At 29.4% G+C, this 23580-nt stretch carries 23 protein-coding genes and 1 other RNA gene; 16 read left to right on the top strand and 8 right to left on the bottom strand.

All coding sequences use genetic code 11. The features are described 5' to 3' along the window. From WAO74_RS06695 to WAO74_RS06680, 4 genes are all read right to left on the bottom strand, one after another. The coding region (locus WAO74_RS06695; protein WP_422160621.1) for an ABC transporter transmembrane domain-containing protein at positions 1-675 on the bottom strand (675 nt) is incomplete at its 3' end. Continuing rightward, a complete protein-coding gene (locus tag WAO74_RS06690) occupies positions 675-2390 on the bottom strand; it encodes a phospho-sugar mutase (RefSeq protein ID WP_422160620.1) in 1716 nt (571 codons plus the stop codon). The genes WAO74_RS06695 and WAO74_RS06690, both read right to left, overlap by 1 nt. A 49-nt stretch (positions 2391-2439) precedes the next feature. Beyond that, a complete protein-coding gene (locus WAO74_RS06685; protein ID WP_422160618.1) occupies positions 2440-3396 on the bottom strand; it encodes a glycosyltransferase family 2 protein in 957 nt (318 codons plus the stop codon). Positions 3397-3471: 75 nt separating this feature from the next. After that, on the bottom strand, positions 3472-3990 hold the full coding sequence (locus WAO74_RS06680; protein WP_422160616.1) for a DUF4199 domain-containing protein: 519 nt from the start codon (positions 3988-3990) through the stop codon (positions 3472-3474). Positions 3991-4162: 172 nt separating this feature from the next. Here WAO74_RS06680 and ffs point away from each other — a divergent pair. Then, positions 4163-4261, top strand: an RNA gene (gene ffs, locus WAO74_RS06675) — signal recognition particle sRNA small type. A gap of 88 nt (positions 4262-4349) precedes the next feature. Continuing rightward, entirely contained in the window at positions 4350-5153 is an 804-nt protein-coding gene (locus WAO74_RS06670) for an SDR family oxidoreductase (protein ID WP_422160614.1), read from the top strand. Here the strand turns inward: WAO74_RS06670 and WAO74_RS06665 are convergent. Further along, positions 5150-6190, bottom strand: a complete 1041-nt coding sequence (locus WAO74_RS06665) for a hypothetical protein (protein WP_422160612.1) — start codon at positions 6188-6190, stop codon at positions 5150-5152. The genes WAO74_RS06670 and WAO74_RS06665 overlap by 4 nt on opposite strands. Before the next feature lie 205 nt (positions 6191-6395). Here WAO74_RS06665 and fsa point away from each other — a divergent pair, with 205 nt between their 5' ends. From fsa to WAO74_RS06650, 3 genes are all read left to right on the top strand, one after another. Then, positions 6396-7049, top strand: a complete 654-nt coding sequence (fsa, locus tag WAO74_RS06660) for a fructose-6-phosphate aldolase (protein ID WP_422160610.1) — start codon at positions 6396-6398, stop codon at positions 7047-7049. Between the two features lie 265 nt (positions 7050-7314). Then, on the top strand, positions 7315-8997 hold the full coding sequence (menD, locus tag WAO74_RS06655) for a 2-succinyl-5-enolpyruvyl-6-hydroxy-3-cyclohexene-1-carboxylic-acid synthase (RefSeq protein ID WP_422160608.1): 1683 nt from the start codon (positions 7315-7317) through the stop codon (positions 8995-8997). Further along, positions 8997-9434: a DNA-binding protein gene (locus tag WAO74_RS06650; protein ID WP_422160606.1), complete on the top strand. Its 438-nt coding sequence runs from the start codon at positions 8997-8999 to the stop codon at positions 9432-9434. Before menD ends, WAO74_RS06650 begins: the two co-directional genes overlap by 1 nt. Positions 9435-9542: 108 nt before the next feature. Here the strand turns inward: WAO74_RS06650 and WAO74_RS06645 are convergent, their stop codons facing one another. Then, positions 9543-10700 (bottom strand): hypothetical protein, encoded by a 1158-nt coding sequence (locus tag WAO74_RS06645; RefSeq protein WP_422160604.1) that lies wholly within the window; start codon positions 10698-10700, stop codon positions 9543-9545. Positions 10701-10770: 70 nt separating this feature from the next. Here WAO74_RS06645 and WAO74_RS06640 point away from each other — a divergent pair, with 70 nt between their 5' ends. The 8 genes from WAO74_RS06640 (at position 10771) to ftsY (ending at position 16579) form a co-directional block, all read left to right on the top strand. Beyond that, on the top strand, positions 10771-11610 hold the full coding sequence (locus WAO74_RS06640; protein WP_422160602.1) for a 1,4-dihydroxy-2-naphthoyl-CoA synthase: 840 nt from the start codon (positions 10771-10773) through the stop codon (positions 11608-11610). Between the two features lie 89 nt (positions 11611-11699). Continuing rightward, the gene (gene purU / locus WAO74_RS06635) at positions 11700-12569 is read left to right on the top strand and encodes a formyltetrahydrofolate deformylase (RefSeq protein WP_422160601.1); all 870 of its coding nucleotides are present in this window, start codon (positions 11700-11702) and stop codon (positions 12567-12569) included. Positions 12570-12663: 94 nt separating this feature from the next. After that, positions 12664-13272 (top strand): fumarylacetoacetate hydrolase family protein, encoded by a 609-nt coding sequence (locus tag WAO74_RS06630; protein ID WP_422160599.1) that lies wholly within the window; start codon positions 12664-12666, stop codon positions 13270-13272. Positions 13273-13357: 85 nt separating this feature from the next. Beyond that, complete coding sequence (locus tag WAO74_RS06625) at positions 13358-14599, top strand: CinA family nicotinamide mononucleotide deamidase-related protein (protein ID WP_422160597.1); 1242 nt, start codon at positions 13358-13360, stop codon at positions 14597-14599. An 88-nt stretch (positions 14600-14687) separates the two neighbouring features. Then, entirely contained in the window at positions 14688-14927 is a 240-nt protein-coding gene (rpmB, locus tag WAO74_RS06620; protein WP_422160595.1) for a 50S ribosomal protein L28, read from the top strand. Positions 14928-14956: 29 nt separating this feature from the next. After that, positions 14957-15139, top strand: a complete 183-nt coding sequence (gene rpmG / locus WAO74_RS06615) for a 50S ribosomal protein L33 (RefSeq protein ID WP_026775116.1) — start codon at positions 14957-14959, stop codon at positions 15137-15139. 52 nt (positions 15140-15191) lie between these two features. Continuing rightward, a complete protein-coding gene (locus WAO74_RS06610) occupies positions 15192-15344 on the top strand; it encodes a DUF4295 domain-containing protein (RefSeq protein ID WP_422160592.1) in 153 nt (50 codons plus the stop codon). A gap of 281 nt (positions 15345-15625) precedes the next feature. Beyond that, positions 15626-16579 carry a signal recognition particle-docking protein FtsY gene (ftsY, locus tag WAO74_RS06605; protein ID WP_422160590.1) on the top strand — a complete coding sequence of 318 codons (954 nt, stop codon included), beginning with the start codon at positions 15626-15628 and terminating at the stop codon, positions 16577-16579. A 135-nt stretch (positions 16580-16714) separates the two neighbouring features. Here ftsY and WAO74_RS06600 read toward each other — a convergent pair whose 3' ends face one another. After that, entirely contained in the window at positions 16715-17359 is a 645-nt protein-coding gene (locus tag WAO74_RS06600) for a hypothetical protein (RefSeq protein WP_422160588.1), read from the bottom strand. Between the two features lie 131 nt (positions 17360-17490). Beyond that, entirely contained in the window at positions 17491-18576 is a 1086-nt protein-coding gene (locus tag WAO74_RS06595) for a serine hydrolase domain-containing protein (protein WP_422160586.1), read from the bottom strand. 78 nt (positions 18577-18654) lie between these two features. On the opposite strand from WAO74_RS06595, the gene WAO74_RS06590 reads away from it, so the two are divergent. Genes WAO74_RS06590 through rimO form a run of 3 tightly spaced genes read left to right on the top strand, consistent with a single transcriptional unit; the run spans position 18655 to position 23534 of the window. After that, positions 18655-20508 carry an ion channel gene (locus tag WAO74_RS06590; protein ID WP_422160584.1) on the top strand — a complete coding sequence of 618 codons (1854 nt, stop codon included), beginning with the start codon at positions 18655-18657 and terminating at the stop codon, positions 20506-20508. A 10-nt stretch (positions 20509-20518) separates the two neighbouring features. Next, a complete protein-coding gene (locus WAO74_RS06585) occupies positions 20519-22159 on the top strand; it encodes an amidase family protein (protein WP_422160582.1) in 1641 nt (546 codons plus the stop codon). Between the two features lie 58 nt (positions 22160-22217). Next, positions 22218-23534 carry a 30S ribosomal protein S12 methylthiotransferase RimO gene (gene rimO / locus WAO74_RS06580; RefSeq protein ID WP_422160580.1) on the top strand — a complete coding sequence of 439 codons (1317 nt, stop codon included), beginning with the start codon at positions 22218-22220 and terminating at the stop codon, positions 23532-23534. The last annotated feature ends 46 nt before the right edge of the window (positions 23535-23580 follow it).

The raw sequence follows: 23580 nt of genomic DNA, 5'->3' as shown, positions 1-23580 counted from the left end.
TTCTTCTTGGGCTTTTACTGAATTTGCTTTTAATTTTTTACTGATAGAAGAGATAATAAAACCAGAAACAGGTAATAAAATAAATACGAAAAGTGTTAGTTTAACACTCATAAAGAACATAATGGTTATCGAAATAATAACTGTTAATGGTTCTCTAACAATAACTTCTATAGATGTTAAAATTGAGTTTTCTACTTCTTGAACATCAGCAGTCATTCTTGCTATAATGTCTCCCTTCCTTTTTTCAGTAAAATAGGAAATAGGCAATTCTACAATTTTATGATATAAATTGTCGCGTAAATCTTTTACTACTCCTGTTCTTAAAAAAGTAATTGCGTAGGAAGCTAAGTATCTAAAAAAATTTTTTAAAAAGAAAAGTGAAAGTGATAAAATACATATAAACAGTAAAACCTTTATTTCACCATCATTTAAAATCTTTTGATAAATAAAGTAGTTGAACCTATTTTCTGAATAGCTTAGAAAATTAGTTATACCCTCATAAATAGGTTTTTCAATTACTTTTTTTTCTTTACCAAATAAAATGTTTAGAACAGGTATAAAAGCTAATACAGATAAGACATTAAAAATTGCATATAAAATGTTGAATAGAATGTTTAAAATTGTAAACTTTCTATACTTTTTTTCATATTTTAAAATATCTTTAAAATAACTCATTAATTTAAGTTCATCTCTTTAATAATACGTTGAATTTTTGAGTCTAATTCTGCTTCAACTGTTTCAGCATTATTTGTATTATTTAACGAAGAATTTACGCTAAAATAGAATTTTATCTTAGGCTCAGTTCCACTTGGTCTTGCAGCAATTCTGGTTCCAGATTCTGTTTGATAAATTAAAACATTCGATTTTGGTAAATCTATTTTTGTTACTTTCCCAGTAATTAAATTTTTCTTTGTTGATGCTTCATAATCACATAAAGATTCTACTTTTTCACCATCAATTATAGTTAAAGGATTATTGCGCATATCACTTAACATTTGCTGAATTTCTGCAGCACCATCCATTCCTTTTTTAGTAATAGAAATTAAATGTTCTTTATAGAAACTATTTTTTACATAAATATTTAATAATTCTTGATAGAAAGAACTTCCATTTTGTTTGGCATAAGCTGCAACTTCACAAGCTAAAAGTGTTGCTGTAACAGCATCTTTATCACGTACAAAATCGCCAACCATATAACCAAAACTTTCTTCTCCACCACCAATAAAATCAAGTTCAGGGAAATCTCTTACCATTTTTGCAATCCATTTAAAACCTGTTAAACCGACTTTGGTATCAACTCCATAACTAGCTGCAACATCATTTACCAATTCTGTAGAAACAATGGTAGAGCCTACAAATTGTTTTCCGTTAATTTTACCTTCTTCTTTCCATTTTCTTAATAAGAAATCTGTCATTACAACCATGGTTTGGTTTCCATTCATCAATTTCATATTACCTTCTAAATCCCTTACTGCAACTCCTAATCTATCACAATCTGGGTCTGTTCCAATAACAATATCAGCACCAATTTTATTAGCCAAATTAGTTGCCATTTCTAAAGCTTCTGGTTCTTCTGGATTTGGCGATTTTACAGTTGGAAAATCTCCATTTGGAACTCTTTGCTCCTCAACAATATGAACATCAGTATAACCTGCTTTTCCTAAAGTATCAGGAACAGAAACTATTGAAGTTCCATGCAAAGAAGTGAATACTATTTTTAAATTTTTACGATCGATTGTATTTGATAATGAGCCATTTTTTACAGAAGCTTGAATAAAAGCATCATCAACGTTTTTACCAATAACTTCGATTAAATTTTCATTGGCTTTAAAGTTAATTTCAGAAAAATCTAAAGCATTTACTTTGTTTATAATTCCATTATCATGTGGAGGTACAATTTGTCCACCATCTGCCCAATAAACTTTGTATCCATTATATTCTGGAGGGTTGTGAGAAGCTGTTAAAACAATACCTGCATCACATTTTAAATAACGAACTGCAAAAGATAATTCTGGAGTTGCTCTTAAATCTTCAAAAAGATAAACTTTTATATTATTTGCAGATAAAACATCAGCCACTACTTTTGCAAACTTTTTACTATTGTGTCTGCAATCGTAAGCAATTACAACGCTTAATTGTGTTTTTTTTACGTTTTCTATTAGGTAATTAGACAAACCTTGTGTTGCTCTGCCTAGTGTATATTTATTAATTCTGTTGGTTCCTGCACCCATAACTCCACGCATTCCACCAGTTCCAAATTCCATATCTTTATAGAATCTGTCTGCTAAATCATTAGAATTATTTTTGATTAATTCATTGATTTCTTTTTGAGTTTCTGCATCAAAAGTTGAACTTAACCATTGTTTTGCTTTGTCTAAAATATCTTTCATAGAACTACAATTAAATTGATTTGTTAAATTTTATTTACAAATATACTATTTAGAAATTGAGTTTTTCTTTAATTGTATAGTGTTTTTCATCGCTTTTCATTTTTATAATAAGTTCGCCTAAAAAACCGGCTAAAAACAAAAGTGTTCCTAATATCATAGAAGTTAAAGCTATATAAAACCAAGGGTTATCTGTTATCAATATTGTTTTAATTCCGTTAAAAACCTTGTAAAGTTTAAAAATACCAATATAAAATGCCAAAGAGGTTCCAAACAGAAACATGAATGAACCCCAAAGTCCAAAAAAGTGCATGGGTCTTTTACCAAATTTAGATAAAAAAGAAATGGTTATTAAATCTAAAAAACCATTTATAAAACGATCCATTCCGAATTTAGTTTCACCATATTTTCTTGCTCGATGTTGAACTACTTTTTCGCCAATTCTTCTAAAACCTTCATTTTTAGCTAAAACAGGAATGTATCTGTGCATTTCGCCACTTACTTTTACAGCTTTTATAACTTCATTTTTGTAGGCTTTTAAACCGCAATTAAAGTCATGTAATTTTAAACCCGAAGTTTTTCTGGCAGCAGCATTAAACAATTTTGAAGGTAAATTTTTAGTAATTACATTGTCATAACGTTTCTTTTTCCAGCCAGAAATAAGATCGAAATTTTCATCAATAATTAAGTTGTAGAGTTCTGGAATTTCTTCAGGATTGTCTTGCAAATCAGCATCCATAGTAATCACAACATTACCTTTAGCCAACTCAAAACCGGCATCTAAAGCTTGAGATTTTCCGTAGTTTTTCTGAAAACGAATACCTTTAACAGCCTTGTTTTGTGCTGATAAATACTCAATTACTTGCCAAGAATTGTCTGTACTGCCATCATCAATAAAAATAATTTCGTATAAATAACGATTGGATTGCATAACTTTTGCAATCCAATCGTGTAATTCTTGTATCGATTCGTCTTCGTTAAGAAGTGGTATTACTACCGAAATTTGCATATGTAAGGTTCAAAATTCTTAATTCAATCTTCAAAGTTACATTTTTATTAAATATAGAACAATGAATATTAAATTTTAGTAAGTTTCTTCTTCTGATTTTTTCATAATAGCTGCAGCTATTGCAGAAACTAAAAAACCAATAAAAGCAAAGAAAAGCATAGCGTAAGCTGATGCTAACAAAGGGTTTTGATTTCTGGCCTTCTCTAATTGTTCTTCTATTACTTCTTGAGTCATTCCAAAATTTTCAAGAGTAACTCTAGTAACTTCTAATTTTTGCTCTATCAAATTAGGATCAATAATATTTTCTAAAATTAATTGAAAAGCAAGTGCAAGAACACCCCAAATTAAAGCGATTCCAACACCAACTTTAACTCCTTGTCCCCAAGACATAAAACCATTGTTTGCATCTTTGAATTTTTTTATTCCCAATACTAAGATAACTAAAGGGATCACAAAACTCACTATGCCTAGAGCTATACCTGGATTCGCAGATTTTCCTAATGCATATAAAATTACGGCAATTAAAATGCTTGATATTCCTGTGTATAATCCATAGTTTAAAATAATACTTTTACTATTTGCTTGATTTTCCATTTTTTTAAATTTAGTTAGTTGTACAAATATATTCATTTCATTTTTATAGCAATATCTTATTTAGTTGATAAAACCATTAAAACACTTAATTAGTAATCAATAAGTTAAAAATGTTACAAAAATTTTAATATTTTTTTAATTGATAAAATAAAAATAGATTGTAAATTTGCATTGGCAAGTCCTACACAACTAGCTCCCTTTGAATCCTCCAGGGTGGGAACACAGCAAAGGTATTAGGTTGTAGCAGTGTGATGTAGATAGCTTGCCATTTTTTGTGCTCTAAAGTTTCTTTTTAAAAAGAGAATATTTCTTCAATAACTTTTTAACTTTACAACTTTAAACTTTCTAACTAAAAATTTATGCCTAAAGTAATATTGGTTACAGGAGCTTCCTCTGGAATAGGAAAATCTATTGCTACATTTTTATCGGAAAAAAAGTATAAAGTTTATGGTACCAGTAGAAATCCAAAAAACACAGAGAATTTTTCTTTTGAATTGATTTCTTTAGATGTTTTAAATGTTGATACTATAAATAAAGCCGTTGATTATATTATTGATAAAGAAGGAAGATTAGATGTTTTAGTAAACAATGCAGGAATGGGTATTACTGGACCAATAGAAGATACTCCTACTCAAGAAATGAAAGCGGTTTTTAATACGAATTTTTTTGGAGCTATTGATGTTATGAAAGCTGTTTTGCCTAACATGAGAACTCAAAAGTCGGGTATTATTCTGAACGTAACTTCTATTGCAGGTTATATGGGTTTGCCTTTTAGAGGTTTGTATTCAGCATCTAAAGGAGCTCTTGAAATTGTTACAGAAGCTACAAGTATGGAGGTTAAAGGCTTTGGAATTAAAGTGATAAGTGTTGCTCCTGGAGATTTTGCAACCAATATTGCAGCAGGTAGATACCATACACCTGTTTTTGAAAACTCTGCATACAAAGATAAATATCAAGAAAATTTAGATTTAATGGATGCTCATGTTGATGAAGGAATGGATCCTATTGAAATGGCTAAGGTTGTTTACAAAATCATCAATACAAAAAAGCCTAAATTACATTACAAAGTGGGCGATTTTATGCAGAAATTCTCTATTGTTTTAAAACGAATTTTACCAGATAGAATGTACGAGAAACTGCTAATGAACCATTACAAACTCTAGTCTTCTATACTAATATGTTCTTCTGCAGTATCGCTTAAATAAGTTTCTAAAATGCTTATTTCGCAATTTAAGGCATCAAAATCTATTTTAATATAGCCATAGAAATTTTCATCATTTCTAATGAGTCTTAACGCATAATAATCATCTTTATCATTCGCAAATTCCTTTTTGTAAGTTAAATTATTCTGAAGAAAAAAGTTGTAGTTTTCATAAGGTGCATCAAATTCATAAAAAACATCTAAAGAGTTTCTAACATCAGCAGAATCGAATTTATTTGCAGCATAACTTCTTGTGTTTTCTGTAGAAAAAGGAGGTTCAAAAATTACAGGAAAAGGAATGCTTACTCCTTTAGGAGAAAGAATTTCATTAATTTCTTCGTCTGTAGAAACCAACTTTATGTTATACGCTACAAAATTTGGTGTGTTTGCAAAGTCTACAACTTCATCAGCAAGTAAAGTGTAATCTGTTGTTCCGTCTTTATCTAAATCTATTTCTATGGGTAGTTTATCTGCAAAACAAGTAGAAAAATAAGTGTAATTTGTGTCTTCTGCTATATAATCATCAACAGTAAATTCTACCCAAAAATTAAGTGTTTTAATTAATTTATCATGATGATCTCTATAAATGATTTGTCCAGAAAATTTTTCGTCAATTTCCCAATCTTGTATGCTAACTTCTAACACATAAACTTGAGTTATGGCACTAATATCTGCAGTGCTACCATCGTAAAATTCGTAACCATGATCTATCTGTAAACAATCGTCTATCTTATTAAAAACAAAATTTAGAGTTTCTGTAGTGTTGTTGTCATTTAAATCTTTGGTATAACTTATGCTAACAGTATTATCAGAATAACTGCCTTGCCAAACAGCAGATGCTGAGTTGTCTAGAACAATTACATTGTCTGAGGCTGTAACACCAATATCTGATAAATCACATAATATAGTGCCTTCTATACCTTCTTCTGTGTTTACAGAATCGCAAGAATATAAAGTTGTTAAAAAGAAAAGGAACGCTAAATATTTATATATTTTCATTTATAATATTGTTTTTTAAAAACTTTAAAAAAGGTATTTGTTAAAGTTAGACACATAAAAATTGACAAAGTTTAATTTTAAATCTAAAAAAGATCATATTTGGTATATTTTTAACCAATTAATAGTAAAACTTATAATTATTTTTTCTGTTAAAGAAATCATTGTAACTATCTTTGCTACAAATTAATCATAAATTTTCAAAAAAATGAAATTTTTCATAGATACAGCAAATTTAGAGCAAATAAAAGAAGCACAAGCTTTGGGTATTTTAGATGGTGTTACAACAAATCCGTCTTTAATGGCTAAAGAAGGCATTACAGGTCAAACAAATATTATTAACCATTACAAAGCCATTTGCGAATTAGTAGATGGAGATGTTTCTGCAGAAGTAATTGCTACAGATTTTGATGGAATGGTTAAAGAAGGGGAAGCTTTGGCTGCTTTAAATCCGCAAATTGTGGTAAAATTACCTATGATAAAAGATGGTGTAAAAGCATGTAAATATTTTTCATCAAAAGGCATTAAAACAAATGTTACTTTAGTGTTTTCTGCTGGGCAAGCTTTGTTGGCTGCAAAAGCAGGTGCAACTTATGTTTCTCCTTTTATTGGTAGGTTAGATGATATTTCTACAGATGGTTTAAATCTAATTTCAGAAATTCGTTTAATTTATGATAATTACGGTTTCGATACTCAAATTTTAGCAGCTTCTGTGCGTCATACAATGCACATTATAGATTGTGCTAAATTAGGCTCAGATGTTATGACAGGGCCTTTAAGCGCTATTGAAGGTTTATTAAAACATCCTTTAACAGACATTGGTTTGGCAAAGTTTTTAGAAGATTATAAAAAAGGGAACTAAAAATAAGCCCATCCTAACCTTCCCAAAGGGAAGGAACAATTGCGATTGAAAAGGGTTTTTATTTGAAGTGATTTCCTGCTTTCGCTACTCGCTTTTTTTGCTGAAAAAGCAAAAAAGAGCTCAAACAGATCGCTTAATCAGGGCTAGACTTGTTTGTTAGCAAATATTAAAATTAACAAAAACACTAAAAACTTATTGATTTTAGTGTTTTTTCCTAAAAGAAAAGTTTTTGCGTAAAAATGATAACATAAAGAAATTTTCCCCTTTGGGGAAATTAAAGGGGGCTTCCTTTTTCCCTGCTAAAGAACTCGCACAACAGGTAATTTCAGCTTGTCTTCAATTTAATGTTGATACAGTAGTGATTTCTCCAGGTTCTAGAAATGCGCCTTTAACTATCGGCTTTTCTAATCATCCAGAAATACAAACATTAAGTATTGTAGATGAAAGATGCGCTGCTTTTTTTGCTTTGGGTATTGCACAACAAAAGCAAAAACCAGTGGCAGTTTTATGCACTTCAGGTTCTGCTTTGCTAAACTATTATCCTGCAATTGCAGAAGCTTTTTATAGCAAAATACCTTTAGTGGTAATTTCTGCAGATAGACCAAAACATTTAATTGATATTGGTGATGGACAAACCATAAGACAAGAAAATGTGTTTGAAAATCATATTTTATTTTCAGCAAATTTGGTAGAAAACGATAAATTTAAAACAAGAAATGCACAATTAATTGGTGAAGCTTTGCAATTAGCAACTTCACAAAATGGACCCGTTCATATAAATGTACCTTTTGATGAGCCAATTTATGAAACTGTAGAGGATTTAAAACAATTTCATTTTCCTCATATATCTATGAGCTCTCTAGATAATTCTCATATTAATTATGATTATTTATCTAAAATTTGGAATGATGCAGAAAGAAAAATGATTGTGGTTGGTGTTAGTTATCCAGATAAAGAATTACACCAATTAATGGATTTATATGCAGAAGATGATTCTGTTTTAATTTTTACAGAAACAACATCGAACCTACACCATTCAAAAGCAATAGATTCTATAGATCAATTAATTTTTTCTTTAGATGAATTAGATTTTAAAGAATTACAACCAGATATTTTAATCACTTTTGGAGGCATGATTGTTTCGAAAAGAATTAAACAATTCTTAAGAAACTATCAACCAAAACATCATTGGAATATTGATGAGAAAAAAGCAATCAATACGTTCTTTTGTTTATCAGAATTCATTCAAACAAAACCTGTAGATTTTTTCTCGAAGTTTAATAAAATTATTTCTAAAAAAGAAAGTGATTATCAATCAAAATGGTTGGCAATAAGAGATAAAAGACGAGAAAAACATTCTGAATATTTATCAAAAATAAAACATTCAGATTTTAAAGCTTTTGAACAAGTTTTAGAGAGTATTCCCAATAATTCTCAATTACAAATTAGCAATAGTGCAATTATTAGATATGCGCAATTGTTTAGCATTCCAGCTACCATAGATGTGTTTTGTAACAGAGGCACAAGTGGAATTGATGGAAGTACTTCAACAGCAATTGGAGCTGCTTTTGCAAGCAAAAAACAAACGGTTTTTATTACAGGTGATCTAAGTTTTTTTTACGACAGTAATGCTTTATGGAACAAAAATATTCCAGCTAATTTTAGAATTATCATTATAAATAATTCTGGAGGTGGAATTTTTAAAATCATTCCAGGGCCAGCAACTACAAATGCTGCTAAATATTTTGAAACGCCACATTGTTTAACAGCTGAACATCTTTGCAAAATGTTTGAATTTGAGTATCAAAAAGCATTTTCTACAGAATCTGTAAAAAACGAATTAGAAAGTTTTTATTATTCATCAGAAAAACCAAAAATTCTGGAAATTTTTACACCAAGTGCAGAAAATGATGTAATTTTAAAAGACTATTTTAAATACATAAAATAATGGAATCAGAAGACAGAGAAATGGATTTCCAAGAAGGAGATAAAGTGCAGTTAATTATTGAAACTGAAACAGGTTTAGGCTTCACAGTTTTAATAAATAATGAGTTTGAAGGCTTGCTTTTTAGAAGTGAAGTTTTTCAAGAATTAGAAGAAGGAATGGAAGTTACTGGTTACATAAAAAACATAAGAGAAGATGGTAAAATTGATGTTTCTCTGCGACCTCAAGGTTTTAGAAATGTGATCGATTCTGATGTTGAAAAAGTACTAGCAAAATTAAAAAATAGCAGAGAAGGTTTTTTATTGTTAACAGATAAAAGCTCTCCAGATTCCATTCGTTTTCATATGAAAATGAGTAAAAAAGCATTTAAAAAAGCGGTTGGTAATTTATACAAACAAAAGTTAATTATAATCAAAGAAGATAGAATAGAGTTGATTTAAAATAGTTTCAAAGTTTCAAAGTTTCAAAGTTTAAATATTGAAAGTAAGAAGTTTAAAGACTGGAAATAATATATTTTTCATTTTTGCACTAACAACTAACAACTTAAATTACTGCCCTCCTAAACGTAAAATATTTTCATAAAAAGCATCAGCATTTGGGTCTGAAGGATCCATTTTTCCATACCCTATTTTATAGTAGTTCAATGCTTTTTTAAACATTTTACCAGTTTCATAATAACGTCCAATATAATAATCGCCTAAAGGAGAAGTTGGGAAAAGTTTCAAAATCATTTTTCCAAAATCTCTTAATTTGTCTCCATTTTCTTTTTCGATAACAATACTTTCAATGGCATAAATATCGGTCTCTCTAATTCCCAGGTTACTTCCAAATAAAAATTCGATTTCTAAATACTTATTTTCCAAATAATAAATAGCATCACTTGGAGCTAAGTCTTTTATATTCTCTTCATATTCTTCTTTAGAAATGGCAGAATATACTTCAAAAATTTTGGTCATTGCTCTTGGAATTGCTTCACCTATGGCAGAAATGGAGCTTGGAGTATTAATTACATCATTAATAACATTAAAATTTTTCATATCTAATGTGGCTAAACCTTTTTGAATTTGGTCTATTTTAACTTGCTTTTCTGCAGAGAAAGAACTCACATTATTGGTGTAAAAGTAAAAGGTGTTGTCTTCTCTACCGAATTTTTCTAAATTATATGATATTAATTCTGACCCAATAAAATCTGAAAAACTAGGATTTATGCAAATAAAAGAGTTTATAAAAGCCGTATTTTCACCCAGAAAATGAGTGATTAAATTAGCAGAATAACCATCACCTACCAAAGTTATAAATGGAGAGGTTCTGTAATTGCTTTCCATATAAAACACAACTTCATCTCTTATAAAATTATAAAAATAACCTGCAGTTGTAGATAGTTTACCAGAGTTTATATCAAAAGAAACATCTTGTCCTTTCGTTTTTTCCATAGAAATTCCAACCACAATTTGCTTTGGAGCTTTGTCTTTTTTCGAGAATAGTATAGCGTTTCCAACATAAATATCAAACAAATAATCTTCGTCTAAAACAATGGCCAAAGGGTAATTTTTAATACTATCTTTTTCATATCCTTCTGGTATGTAAATTTTAATATTTCTGGTAGTTTCTAAAATTTCAGATTCTAAGGCCTGTTGAATGATTTTTTGAGAAAATCCGGAGAAATAAAAAAGAATAAATATTAATGTGAGTGATTTCTTAATCATAAGTTAGAATGTTTATTTTTGCTGCTGATGATTTTAATTTCTTGTAAAAGAACGTCTAAAATACAAAATTATGATACAACCTGAATGGAAAACTGCCAAAGAGTATGAAGATATTACTTATAAAAAATGTAATGGAGTTGCAAGAATAGCATTTAATAGACCTGATGTTAGAAATGCTTTTCGCCCAAAAACCACCAAAGAATTGTATGATGCTTTTTATGATGCTGGAGAAGATGTGAATATTGGTGTAGTTTTACTTTCTGCTGAAGGACCAAGTACAAAAGACGGAATTTATTCTTTTTGCTCTGGAGGAGATCAAAAAGCTAGAGGTCATCAAGGTTATGTGGGTGATGATGGGTATCACAGATTAAATATTTTAGAAGTTCAAAGACTAATCAGATTTATGCCAAAAGCAGTAATTGCAGTAGTTCCTGGTTGGGCTGTTGGTGGTGGACATAGTTTACATGTTGTTTGCGATTTAACCTTAGCAAGCAAAGAACACGCAATTTTTAAACAAACAGATGCAGATGTAACTTCTTTTGATGGTGGTTATGGTTCTGCCTATTTGGCAAAAATGGTTGGGCAAAAAAGAGCGAGAGAAATTTTCTTTTTAGGAAGAAATTATTCTGCACAAGAAGCCTTTGAAATGGGAATGGTAAATGCTGTAATTCCTCATAACGAATTAGAAAGCACAGCTTATGAATGGGCACAAGAAATTTTGGCAAAAAGTCCAACATCCATAAAAATGCTAAAATTTGCCATGAATTTAACAGATGATGGAATGGTTGGTCAACAAGTTTTTGCTGGTGAAGCTACAAGATTAGCATACATGACAGATGAAGCGAAAGAAGGTAGGGATGCTTTTTTAGAAAAAAGAAAACCAAATTTTCCTAAAAAATGGATACCATAAAATTATAGTTATTAGTTTTTAGTTGTTGGTTTTTAGTTATTACTATAATTCCAACAACCATTAACCATTAACTAACAACTAAATACAACATGAAATCACAAATAGTAACTTTCTTAATAAAATGTCCAGATCAAAAAGGATTGGTTGCAAAAATTACCAGTTTTTTTTATGAAAAAGGATTCAATATTCTAAGTTGTCAGCAATATGTAAATTCTATTGAAGACATGTATTTTATGCGTATTCGTTTAAATGCAGAAGGTACAAATATTTCTAAATCAGATTTAGAAGAAAGTTTCTCTAATTTAGCAGAACCTTTAGACTTTGATTGGTCTGTAAATTATGGCGATAAAAAGCAAAATGTAGCTATTATGGTTTCGCACACAAGTCATAATTTATACGATTTGTTAGAGCGTTACAAGGAAGGTAGTTTAAACTGTAATGTGAAAATGATTATTAGTAATCATGACAAATTAAGGCATATTGCAGATATGTTCGAGGTTCCTTATTATTATTTACCAGTTACCAAAGAAACCAAATTGGCCCAAGAATCTCAAGTGGTGGAATTGTTAGATTCCAATAATATTGATTTGGTAATTATGGCAAGATATATGCAGATTTTGTCATCAGAATTCATCAATCATTATCCAGAGAGAATCATCAATATTCATCATTCTTTTTTACCAGCCTTCCAAGGAGCAAATCCTTATAAAAAAGCATACGAAAGAGGAGTGAAATTAATAGGGGCTACAGCACATTATGCAACAGAAGATTTAGACGAAGGTCCAATTATTGAGCAAGATGTGAAACCAGTGACCCACGAAAGTACACCAACCACTTTAAAAAGAATTGGTGCAGACATAGAAAAGTTGGTTTTGGCAAGAGCCGTAAAATGTCATTTAAATAATCAAATAATTGTTTCAGGAAACAGAGCAATTGTATTTCCAGAAGCAGGAGAATAAAAAAACCTTTTAAATTCCCCAAAGGGGAAAAATACTCATAAAAAAAAGAATACTAACATAACAGTTTCTTCCCTTTGGGAAGATTAAGATGGGAATGAAAATAATTTGTATTGGGCGCAATTACGCAAAACACATAGCAGAATTAGCAAATGAAAAACCAGATAATCCTGTTGTTTTTCTAAAACCAGATTCTGCAATATTACCAAATAAAAATCCTTTTTTTATACCACCTTTTTCTAATGATGTTCATTATGAAGTGGAAGTTTTGATAAAAATAAATAAGGTAGGTAAGCATATTGATGCCAAATTTGCTCATAAATATTATGATGAAATTGGTTTAGGAATCGATTTTACAGCTAGAGATATTCAACAAGATTGCAAAGAAAAGGGGTTGCCTTGGGAAAAAGCCAAAGCGTTTGATGGAAGTGCAGTTATTGGAGAATTTTATCCAAAAGAAGATTTCGATTTAGAAAATTTACAATTTCAATTGTATAAAAATGATGAACTCGTTCAAAATGGAAATACAAATGCAATGTTGTGGAAAACAGATGAATTAATTGCTTATGTATCACAATATTTCACTCTAAAAAAAGGTGATATCATTTTTACAGGAACTCCAGAAGGAGTTGGAAAAGTTTTAGAAAATGATACTTTAAAAGGAGTAATTGAAGGGAGAGAGTCGTTTAATATTAAAGTTAAGTAAGTTTTAGAGTAGCAAAGTTTCAAAGGTACAAAGTCCATTCTTATACGTTGAAACTTTGTGTCTTTGTCACTTAAATAGAAAATAAATGAAAGCAGAAATAATTACAATAGGAGATGAGATTTTAATAGGGCAAATTGTAGACACAAACTCACAATGGATTGGAATTGAGCTTAATAAAATTGGCGTTTCTGTTTATCAAATATCTTCCATTCAAGATGATGAAGAGCATATTTTAAAAGCATTAAAAGAAGCGCAAAGTAGAGTAGATATTGTGATTATAACTGGTGGTTTAGGGCCGACAAAAGATGACATCACAAAAAAAACAATTGCAAAATTTTTTAATAACGATACATTTATAGAATATCCAGAAGTTATAGAGCATATAAAAGATTTGTTTAAAAAGATAAATCATCCTTTTAAGGAAATTCAAAAAATGCAAGCCCAATTGCCATCCAAAGCTACTTATTTAAAAAATAAATTTGGTACAGCTCCAGGAATGTGGTTTTTTGAAAATAATACAGTTTTTGTTTCACTTCCAGGAGTGCCTTATGAAATGAAAGGTCTAATTGCAGACGAGGTTTTACCCAGAATTCAAAAGAAGTTTAAATTACCTTTTATAATTCATAAAACAATTATGACCTATGGTCAAGGAGAAAGCACAATTGCTGAAACTATAGAGGATTTCGAAAACAATTTACCATCTTACATTAAATTGGCCTACTTGCCATCTTTTGGCAGAGTTCGTTTGCGTTTATCTGCCAAAGGTGATACTAAAGAAATTCTTGAAAAAGAACTTAATAATAAAGTAGATGAGGTTTATAAACTACTACCAGAAATAATTACAGGCATAGATGATGATGGTTCTTTAGAGAAAAGAATAGGAGAATTACTCATAAAAAACAACAAAACAATTTGTACTGCAGAGAGTTTAACTGGAGGTAAAATTGCCTCGACTTTGGTATCAGAAGCAGGCTCATCTGCCTATTACAAAGGAAGTTTTGTTACCTATTGTGAAGAATCGAAAATTAATTTACTAGGCGTTTTAAAAGAAACTATTGATAAATATACCATTGTAAGCAAAGAAGTTGCTTTAGAAATGGCAAGAGGAGCTAAGGCTAAATTAAACACAAATTATGCAATTGCTGTTACAGGGAATGCTGGGCCAACAAGAGACAAAACAGATAAAAGTTTGGGTGTTGTGTATATAGCAGTTATTTCAGATTCGAAAGAGATTGTAGAAGAGTTTAGTTTCGGTCAACCAAGAGAGAAAGTAATTAATAGAACCGTAAGTAAATCTTTAGAAATTCTACAAAGAGAAATTCTATAAAAATTTATGATTTTGTTTTGTTCAGAATTAGAATTATTTGTAGATTTGCACCTCGTTTAGAGATAACACTATAAATACTGTCGAAAAGATGTCTAGAGTTTGTGAATTAACAGGAAAAAAAGCAATGGTTGGAAACAATGTTTCTCATGCCATGAACAGAACAAAAAGAACATTTGACGCTAATTTAATGACCAAGCGTTTTTATATTCCAGAAGAAGATAAATGGATCAAATTAAAAATATCTGCTTCTGCTTTAAAAAACATTAACAGAAAAGGAATTTCTGCAGTTATAAAAGAGGCAAGAGCTAACGGTTTTTTAACAAAATAAGAAGTTTTAGCTTATAAAATTATACATAGATGGCAAAAAAAGGTAACAGAGTTCAAGTAATTTTAGAATGCACAGAGCATAAAGCTTCTGGCGAAAGAGGTACTTCTAGATATATTACTACTAAGAACAAAAAGAACACTCCAGATAGAATGGAAATTAAAAAATTCAATCCTATCTTAAAGAAAATGACTGTTCACAAAGAAATTAAATAATACAACTTTCTAGAACTCAGAACAGAGCACATAGATTTAAAACATTTAGACAATGGCAAAAAAAACAGTAGCATCGTTACAAACAGCATCAAAAAGATTAAGTAAAGCTATAAAAATGGTAAGATCTCCTAAAACTGGAGCTTACACATTTGTTGAAGCAATTATGGATCCTGAAAAAGTAGATGATTTTTTAGCAAAAAAATAATCAATCAAATCATAATATATTAAAACTACTTTCTATTTTTAGAAAGTAGTTTTTTTTTATCTTTACTTTTCCTAATCTTGAGCTTTTCGAAAGGTTGGGCGTTCCCTAAAGGTCAGGCTTTACATTCTATCTTTTTGTAAAAAAAACAAAAAGGATGTCATTCCAATCCTTAACGCAACTAGTTTGCCAACAAAAATAGAATCTGACAAATTGACTACTATTTAATATGGCATAGTATTAGACATTTAAATAGTAGTAATAAATAATTAACAACTCGAAAAATGAGTTTTTTTAAAAACATATTTTCAAAAGAAAAAAAGGAAACCTTAGACAAAGGTTTAGAAAAATCTAAAGAAAGTTTCTTTGGTAAATTATCGAAAGCAGTAGCAGGAAAATCGAAAGTAGATGATGATGTTTTAGATAATTTGGAAGAAGTTTTAGTAGCTTCTGATGTTGGTGTAAACACCACTCTAAAAATAATTGATAGAATAGAAGCAAGAGTTGCCAAAGATAAATATGTTGGTACAGACGAATTAAATTCTATTCTTAGAGAAGAAATTGCTGGGCTTTTGTCTGAAACCAATGTTGGTAACGAAACCGATTTTACAATTCCTTCAAATAAGAAACCTTATGTTATAATGGTTGTTGGTGTAAATGGAGTAGGTAAAACAACTACCATAGGCAAACTAGCAAGTCAGTTTAAAAAAAGAGGATTAAAAGTTGTTTTAGGAGCTGCAGATACTTTTAGAGCAGCAGCAATAGACCAATTACAAGTTTGGGCAGACAGAACAGATGTGCCAATTGTTCGTCAAGAAATGGGTTCTGATCCTGCTTCTGTAGCTTTCGATACTTTAAAATCTGCAGTGAACCAAAATGCAGATGTTGTAATTATTGATACTGCTGGTCGTTTGCATAACAAAGTGAATTTAATGAACGAGCTAACAAAAATAAAACGAGTAATGCAAAAAGTTGTAGAAGATGCACCTCATGATGTTTTACTAGTTTTAGATGGTTCTACAGGTCAAAATGCTTTTGAGCAAGCCAAACAATTTACCAAAGCAACAGAAGTTACTTGTTTAGCAGTTACCAAATTGGATGGAACAGCCAAAGGAGGAGTTGTCATTGGTATTTCAGATCAGTTTCAAATTCCTGTAAAATATATTGGAGTAGGAGAAGGTATTGATGATTTGCAAGTGTTTAATAAAAATGAGTTTGTAGATTCTTTTTTTAAGTAGAAAAAGGGATTATTTTTATATTTCGCTAACGTGTTTGTACAGGATTAGTTGCGTTGGTTAAGCAATAAAGTTAATAAATAATTACTGACAAAGAAAATCCTCGAGGATTTTCGTAAGTGAGCAAAAAGCAAGCAATTAATTTTGTACGGTGTTGTGTGTAGTTTTTTGTTTTCGTTCGTATTCATATGTTATATTATAACTATATCCAGCTCCAATTATTAATAAAATAGCTCCTTCATTACTTAAAGCTTCATTGATAAGTAAATTTCCGTTTTTAGTCAGTCCTATTCTTCTTTTATTATTTCTACAACCTCCAAATAAAAAAGGAACACCATTACAATCAAGATATTTATTCTCTATATAAAACATTCCATTTTTGTGTTTTCCTTCAAATACTGTATCTTTAATAACTTTTGAGTTTTCAAGCAATTCCATTTTTAGCTTGTTTGTATTTTCCAAAATTAGACTTAGAAAATAATTATTTTCATTTTTTCTCAAAGAATCAAATTCAATCTTTTTTTCGTAGCTTTCATTAGTCAGAAAATAATATCCATTATTTCTTTTTAAAGAATCTGGAATTTTGTCATTTGGTTCTTCTTTTCCCAAACTGTAATATCTTCTAATTGGATTCAAAGAATATTTACCTGTAAGTTTATTTATTTCAACTTTTTTGAGATTTAAAATTTCTTTCCGAAATCTCTTTTTTGTAAAAGAAGCACAGCTAAAAAATGTAATACTTATTACAGTTAGAATTATGATATTTATTTTTCTGTTTGTCATTTCTTAAATTACACACAACGTTAACCCTAATATGCAACGTTTTAATGTTTTATATTCGTAGTTAGCGAAGTTATATTTTTTTAAGTTTAGAAACAACCTAAATTAAAATTCTAACTTTTAGAAAAATAGCATTAATTCAGCAAAGCATTCATTTTTGCCCACAAATCATTATCAAAAGAAGATAAAGCAAAATTAGAACCTTCAGCAGCCTCACCCATTCTAATCACAACCAATTTTTTACTGGGCACAATATAAATTTTTTGATCATTTTTACCTAAAGCAGCAAACATATCATCAGGAGCATTTGGAATTAGCTTACCAGCAAATTCTATTTGAGATTGTGGTAAATGATAGCTTTCTTTTCCATTCAGCCACCACAAATAACCATAAGATTTATTAATATTTTGAGAGGTTGATGTTGCTTGTTTAAGAAAATTTTCAGAGATAATTTGTGTGTTTTGCCATTTTCCGTTTGCAGAAATTAGCAATCCAAAACGTGCCATACTTCTTGTATTACTCCAATAAACATTTAAATCTCCTACGTTTCTCCAAATTCCTGTCATCCCAATTTTATCTTTTAATTTCGAGTTGAAATAAGAATCAAAACTCGAATTGGTAGCATTTGCAATTACGTCTTGCATTTTTACATACACATTATGATATGCCCATCTTTTTCCAGCATCTGCGATATATTTTAAATTTGATGGAGAAATAGCATCACCTAAACTATCATCCAAACCAGAATTCATGGACAAGAGATTTTCACAAGTAATTAAGTTTTCTTTTTCTAAAGGTAAACTTGTCCAACCAATCCCTAAATAATCAGAAACTTTATTATTGATATTTATCATGTTTTCGTCTTGTGCAATACCCGATAAAGTTGATGTTAATGTTTTGCCTGCACTTGCCCAATACCAAACTGATGAAGAAGTGTGATTGTTAAAATATTTTTCTACCACAATTTTTCCATTATGGAGTATTACAAAGCTTTTTGTATTTTTATTTTCTAGAAAATCTAATAATGGATTCAATTCGCTTTGATTCCAATTCAGTTCAGTAATTGTTTTTGTTTCCCAATTATCAGAATTTATTTCTGGGAAATAGATTTTATCATTGTTGGTAACAATTCCATTGTTTTCAATTGAATTCTCTTTGGAACAACCAATAAAAAGCATTGAAAAACTAATAATTAAAATTGGGTATTTAAAAAAGTTCATAAAATAACTCGTTTGTAATTAGACCATTTACTAACAGAAAGGTTTAAAAATACTATATTTGAATACCAAAACTTAAGGATGTTCAAAATATTTTCAAGTACTGCACTTTTTTATTTTCTTTTTGGGTTTATCTTATTTTCCTCAAATGAAAAAAGTTTTGGGCAAGAATCAGCAAATGAACTTAAAAAATACTCGCATACAGAGTTTTTTAAACTTTTAACAACTACTCAAGATTCTATTTTTATTTTAAAAAATGCATTTATTTATATAGATGAAAATGAAGATACTGATTTTTATTATCAGAAAAATAATGGATTTTTAGAGTTTTCGAAGAAAGATACACTTACTATTAATAAGAAAATTCAACTCTCAAATGTGCATTTTGAGCATATATATGATGAGGAAGGTTATGCTTTACATCACATAAAATTTACAAAACCGGTAATTATAGAAAATTCTGCCTCAATAGTTTTTAGTAACTGCGTTTTTGAAAAAGGATTTTACATGGATGTAAACACTCCATTAGATTCATATATAAGTTATTTTGAAAAAGAGTACGAAAATTATGGAAACGATTTTAGTATTAATGAATCTGTTTTAAAAAATGAATTTATTATCGATATTGGAACTATAGAAGTTTTTTCACCAATTTTTGTTACTATCTCTAAATCTATTTTTAATATTTATCCAGATTTAGAAAGTGCATTCTATTTGAATAATATACGCTCTTTTGATTTTTTAGATAATAGCATTGTAGGTAGTGGTTTTGTTTTTATTTCAAATGACGAAAATTGGCGAACTCAAATAAAATTTAATGATTTTGGAAATGTTCATGCAGTAATTTATCAAGCAGGAATATCATCATCAAGTGTGAATGATATTTCTGATAATATTTTTAGAAAAACGATGCTTTTAGAAGTCGAAAATTTTAATAAAACTGATATTTACAATTGGAAAGAATGGGAGAATAAAATCATATCCTTTAAAGGTTTTGATTCTTATATAGAAAACTTAGAAAAAAATAAAACTTCGATTTCTGATTCTTATGTAAGTTTATTTAATAACGATTCAATTCTAAAATCTTATATAAATACGCATAAGTATAAATTAGAAAGTGCATTTAAATATGAAAAGAGATTAATTGGTTCTTTTTACGACTATTATAAATCTCAATATGATACTGATTTCGCAAATAAAACCTACATTAGTTTAAAAGATTTAGAAACAAAAAGATATCAATTTTTGAATGAAGAAAATCCATCTTTTAAAACGTATTTTACTTGGAAAATAAATCAATTTTTAAAATATTTTTCAGAATATGGTACAGATCCATCAAAATCAATAATTATATCAATTTATGTAATTCTGTTTTTTGCATTAATTTATTTGTTTTTTCCAAATTCTTGGGATTCACTTAATAAAAATAAATTGATGAAAAGATTGCGTTTTTACACCCGTTATTTTAGAAGTGAAGACAGTTTAAAAAATATATACACAGAAGAAAATAAGCACGATTTAATGACTTTTAAAGAATTTAAAGACTACATGAATCAAAGTAAAAAAGAAACACCTAGTTACTTTTTATGGCTGGCAAAACCTGTATATTATTTTTCTTCCACCAATTATAAAATAATAAGTAAGCTTTTTGATAAGACCGAAGTTTTAAATGGAAAATGGGTAGATTTACCAAGAAATAAAAAGATACTATCAAGTATTCTATTGGGAATTTGGATTACTATTTTATTATTTTTTGATCTTTTTATCAAGTTTTTAAATGCCTTAACACTATCAATAAATACATTTACAACATTGGGTTTTGGTGAAATTCCTACAAAAGGAATACCACGATATTTATGTATAATTCAAGGATTTATTGGTTGGTTTATGCTTAGTATTTTTAGTGTTGCCCTAATTTCTCAATTGTTAAATTAATTCTTTAAAAATGAAAAAAATTATTCTAGTAGTATTAGTTTTTATTATTTGTTGCACAAATAAAGAAAGTCAACCAGAAGTTATATTTATAAAATATGATGAATCTGCAGATTTGGTTAAACAACAAAATCATGAAAGTGGCAGAATGAAATTTAAACTTTTTCAGTCTAAAAGATTAGACATGAATGAGGTTTTTAAGCCATTTCAAAAAGATTTATCTCAATTTTCTGAAGAAAATTACAATCAATTAAAGCCGCTAATTTTAGAACAAGACATACCAACTTTGCAAAAAAGTGTAAAAGCAGGTGCTCTAACTTATGAGAAACTAACGTTGTTTTATTTATATAGAATTCGAAAATTCGAAAGCGATTCTACATTATCTTTAAATAGTATCATTGCTTTAAATCCGAATATTTTAGAGGAAGCTAGAGAAAAAGACAAAAACAGCCAAAATGCTTCTGAACATTCTTTATTTGGAATGCCAATTTTATTAAAAGATAATATCAACACCAAAGAAATGGCAACTACTGCTGGAGCTGTTGCTTTAGAGCGTAATTATACAAAAAGTGATGCTTTTATTGTTGAAAAGCTAAAAGAAAATGGGGCGTTAATTCTAGGGAAAGTAAACCTTAGTGAATGGGCGTATTTTTTCTGTTCTGGTTGTCCTTTAGGATATTCTGCAATTGGTGGTCAAACCTTAAATCCTTATGGAAGAGCACAATTTGAAACTGGTGGAAGTTCTGCAGGCAGTGGAGTTACAGTTGCCGCAAATTTTGCAGTAGCTGCAGTGGGTACAGAAACTTCAGGTTCTATTACTTCGCCTTCAAGTCAGAATTCTGTGGTAGGTTTAAAACCAACAATTGGTGTTTTAAGTAGAACAGGAATTGTTCCAATTTCTAGTACTTTAGACACACCAGGACCAATGACTAAAAACGTTATAGATAATGCAATTTTTATGAATGCCATGTTTGGTTATGATAAAAATGACAAAGCTTCTGTAAAACTAGAAGAAGATTATTATCAAAAAGGATTTAAATCTGAATTCGAAAATATAAAATTAGGTGTTTTACAACCATTGCTTACAGATTCAATTTATTCAGCAACTATAGAGAAACTAAAAAATGCGGGTGTAGAAATTTTTGAAATTACACCACCAGATATTTCTTTTGATGGTTTTCTAACACTTTTAAATATAGACATGAAATATGATTTACCTAAATATTTAAAGGAAAGTGCAGACAAATCTATCTATGTAAAAAATGTAAATGATGTTGTAGACTTTAATCATAACGATTCCATAATTAGAGCACCTTATGGACAAAAACTATTTGAAGGAATTGTGAAAGATACAACAACGTTAGAAGAATTGGAAGTTGTAAAAGCAAACTTAAAAACGGCTGGGGAAACCTATTTACAATTTTTAAAGGATGAAAATTTAGATGCTATTTTATCTATTAATAACTATCATTCAGGTATTGCTGCAGTTTCTTTTCACCCAACATTAACAGTACCTATGGGTTATAAAAAAACGGGTGAACCTGTAAGTTTAACGTTTATTGGAGTTCCTTTTTCTGAAAGAAAATTATTAGAAATTGGATATGCTTTTGAACAATTAACAAAGGTTAGAAAAATGCCTAAAAACTATCAATAGAATAAATCCTAATCATTTAAAAAGAGCTATTTTTGCACTCGCTTAAATAGAAAAAAACATGCGTACAAAAACCATCAAAAAAAATAAGATTAACGTTGTTACTTTAGGGTGCTCAAAAAATATTTATGATAGTGAAGTTTTAATGGGGCAGTTAAAAGCAAATGGTAAAAATGTAGTTCACGAAGATCCAGAAGATGATGGAAATATTGTAGTAATTAATACTTGCGGCTTTATTGGTAAAGCCAAAGAAGAATCTGTTGATACGATTTTGCATTACGCACAAAGAAAAGAAGCTGGTGAAATTGATAAAGTCTTTGTAACAGGTTGTTTAAGCGAACGTTACAAGCCAGATTTAGAAAAAGAAATTCCGAATGTAGACCAGTATTTTGGTACGCACGATTTACCAAATTTATTAAAGGTTTTAGAAGCAGATTATAAACACGAATTAATTGGAGAACGTTTAACAACCACTCCAAAACATTACGCATACTTAAAAATTGCAGAAGGTTGTGATAGACCTTGTTCTTTTTGTGCAATACCTTTAATGCGTGGAAAACACAGATCAACACCCATAGAAGATATTATTACAGAAGCTACAAAATTAGCAGAAAAAGGAATTAAAGAAGTAATGCTAATTGCGCAAGACTTAACTTATTATGGTTTAGATATTTATAAAAAAAGAGCGTTAGCAGAATTACTAGAAGCATTAACAAAAGTAGAGGGAATAGAATGGATTCGAATGCATTATGCGTTTCCAACTGGTTTTCCTATGGATGTTTTAGAGGTAATGAAACGTGAACCAAAAGTGTGTAATTATTTAGACATTCCTTTACAGCATATTAATACTGAGTTGTTAAAATCGATGAAAAGAGGAACAACACATGAAAAAACAACTGCGTTAATTCATAAATTTAGAGAAGTTGTGCCAGAAATGGCTATTAGAACTACTTTAATTGTTGGTTATCCTGGAGAAACAGAAGAAATGTTTCAAGAATTAAAAGATTGGGTAGAGGAGATGCGTTTTGAAAGGTTGGGTGCTTTCGAATATTCGCATGAAGAAAATACAGGTGCTTATGTTTTAGAAGATGATGTGCCTGCAAAAGTAAAGTTTAAAAGAGTAAATGAAATTATGGAAATTCAATCTCAAATTTCTTGGGAATTGAATCAACAAAAAATAGGGAAAATTTTTAAATGTTTGTTCGATAGAAAAGATGGCGAATATTTTTACGGAAGAACAGAATTTGATTCACCAGATGTAGATAATGATGTTTTGGTAGATGCAAAAAAACACTATATAAAAATTGGCGAATTTATTGATATAAAAATTGAGGAAGCTGGCGATTATGATTTGTATGGAACACCCATAAAAAATTAAATCTACTTATTTGTGTACCTATTTCTAGGTATTTGATATTTATTAA

Origin of the sequence: Polaribacter sp. (assembly GCF_049276715.1) — a bacterium.
In the GTDB taxonomy this organism is placed as follows: Bacteria; Bacteroidota; Bacteroidia; order Flavobacteriales; family Flavobacteriaceae; genus Polaribacter.
The sequence above is the reverse complement of the archived record's forward strand: the minus strand, read 5'-3'. Positions and strand labels throughout refer to the sequence as shown.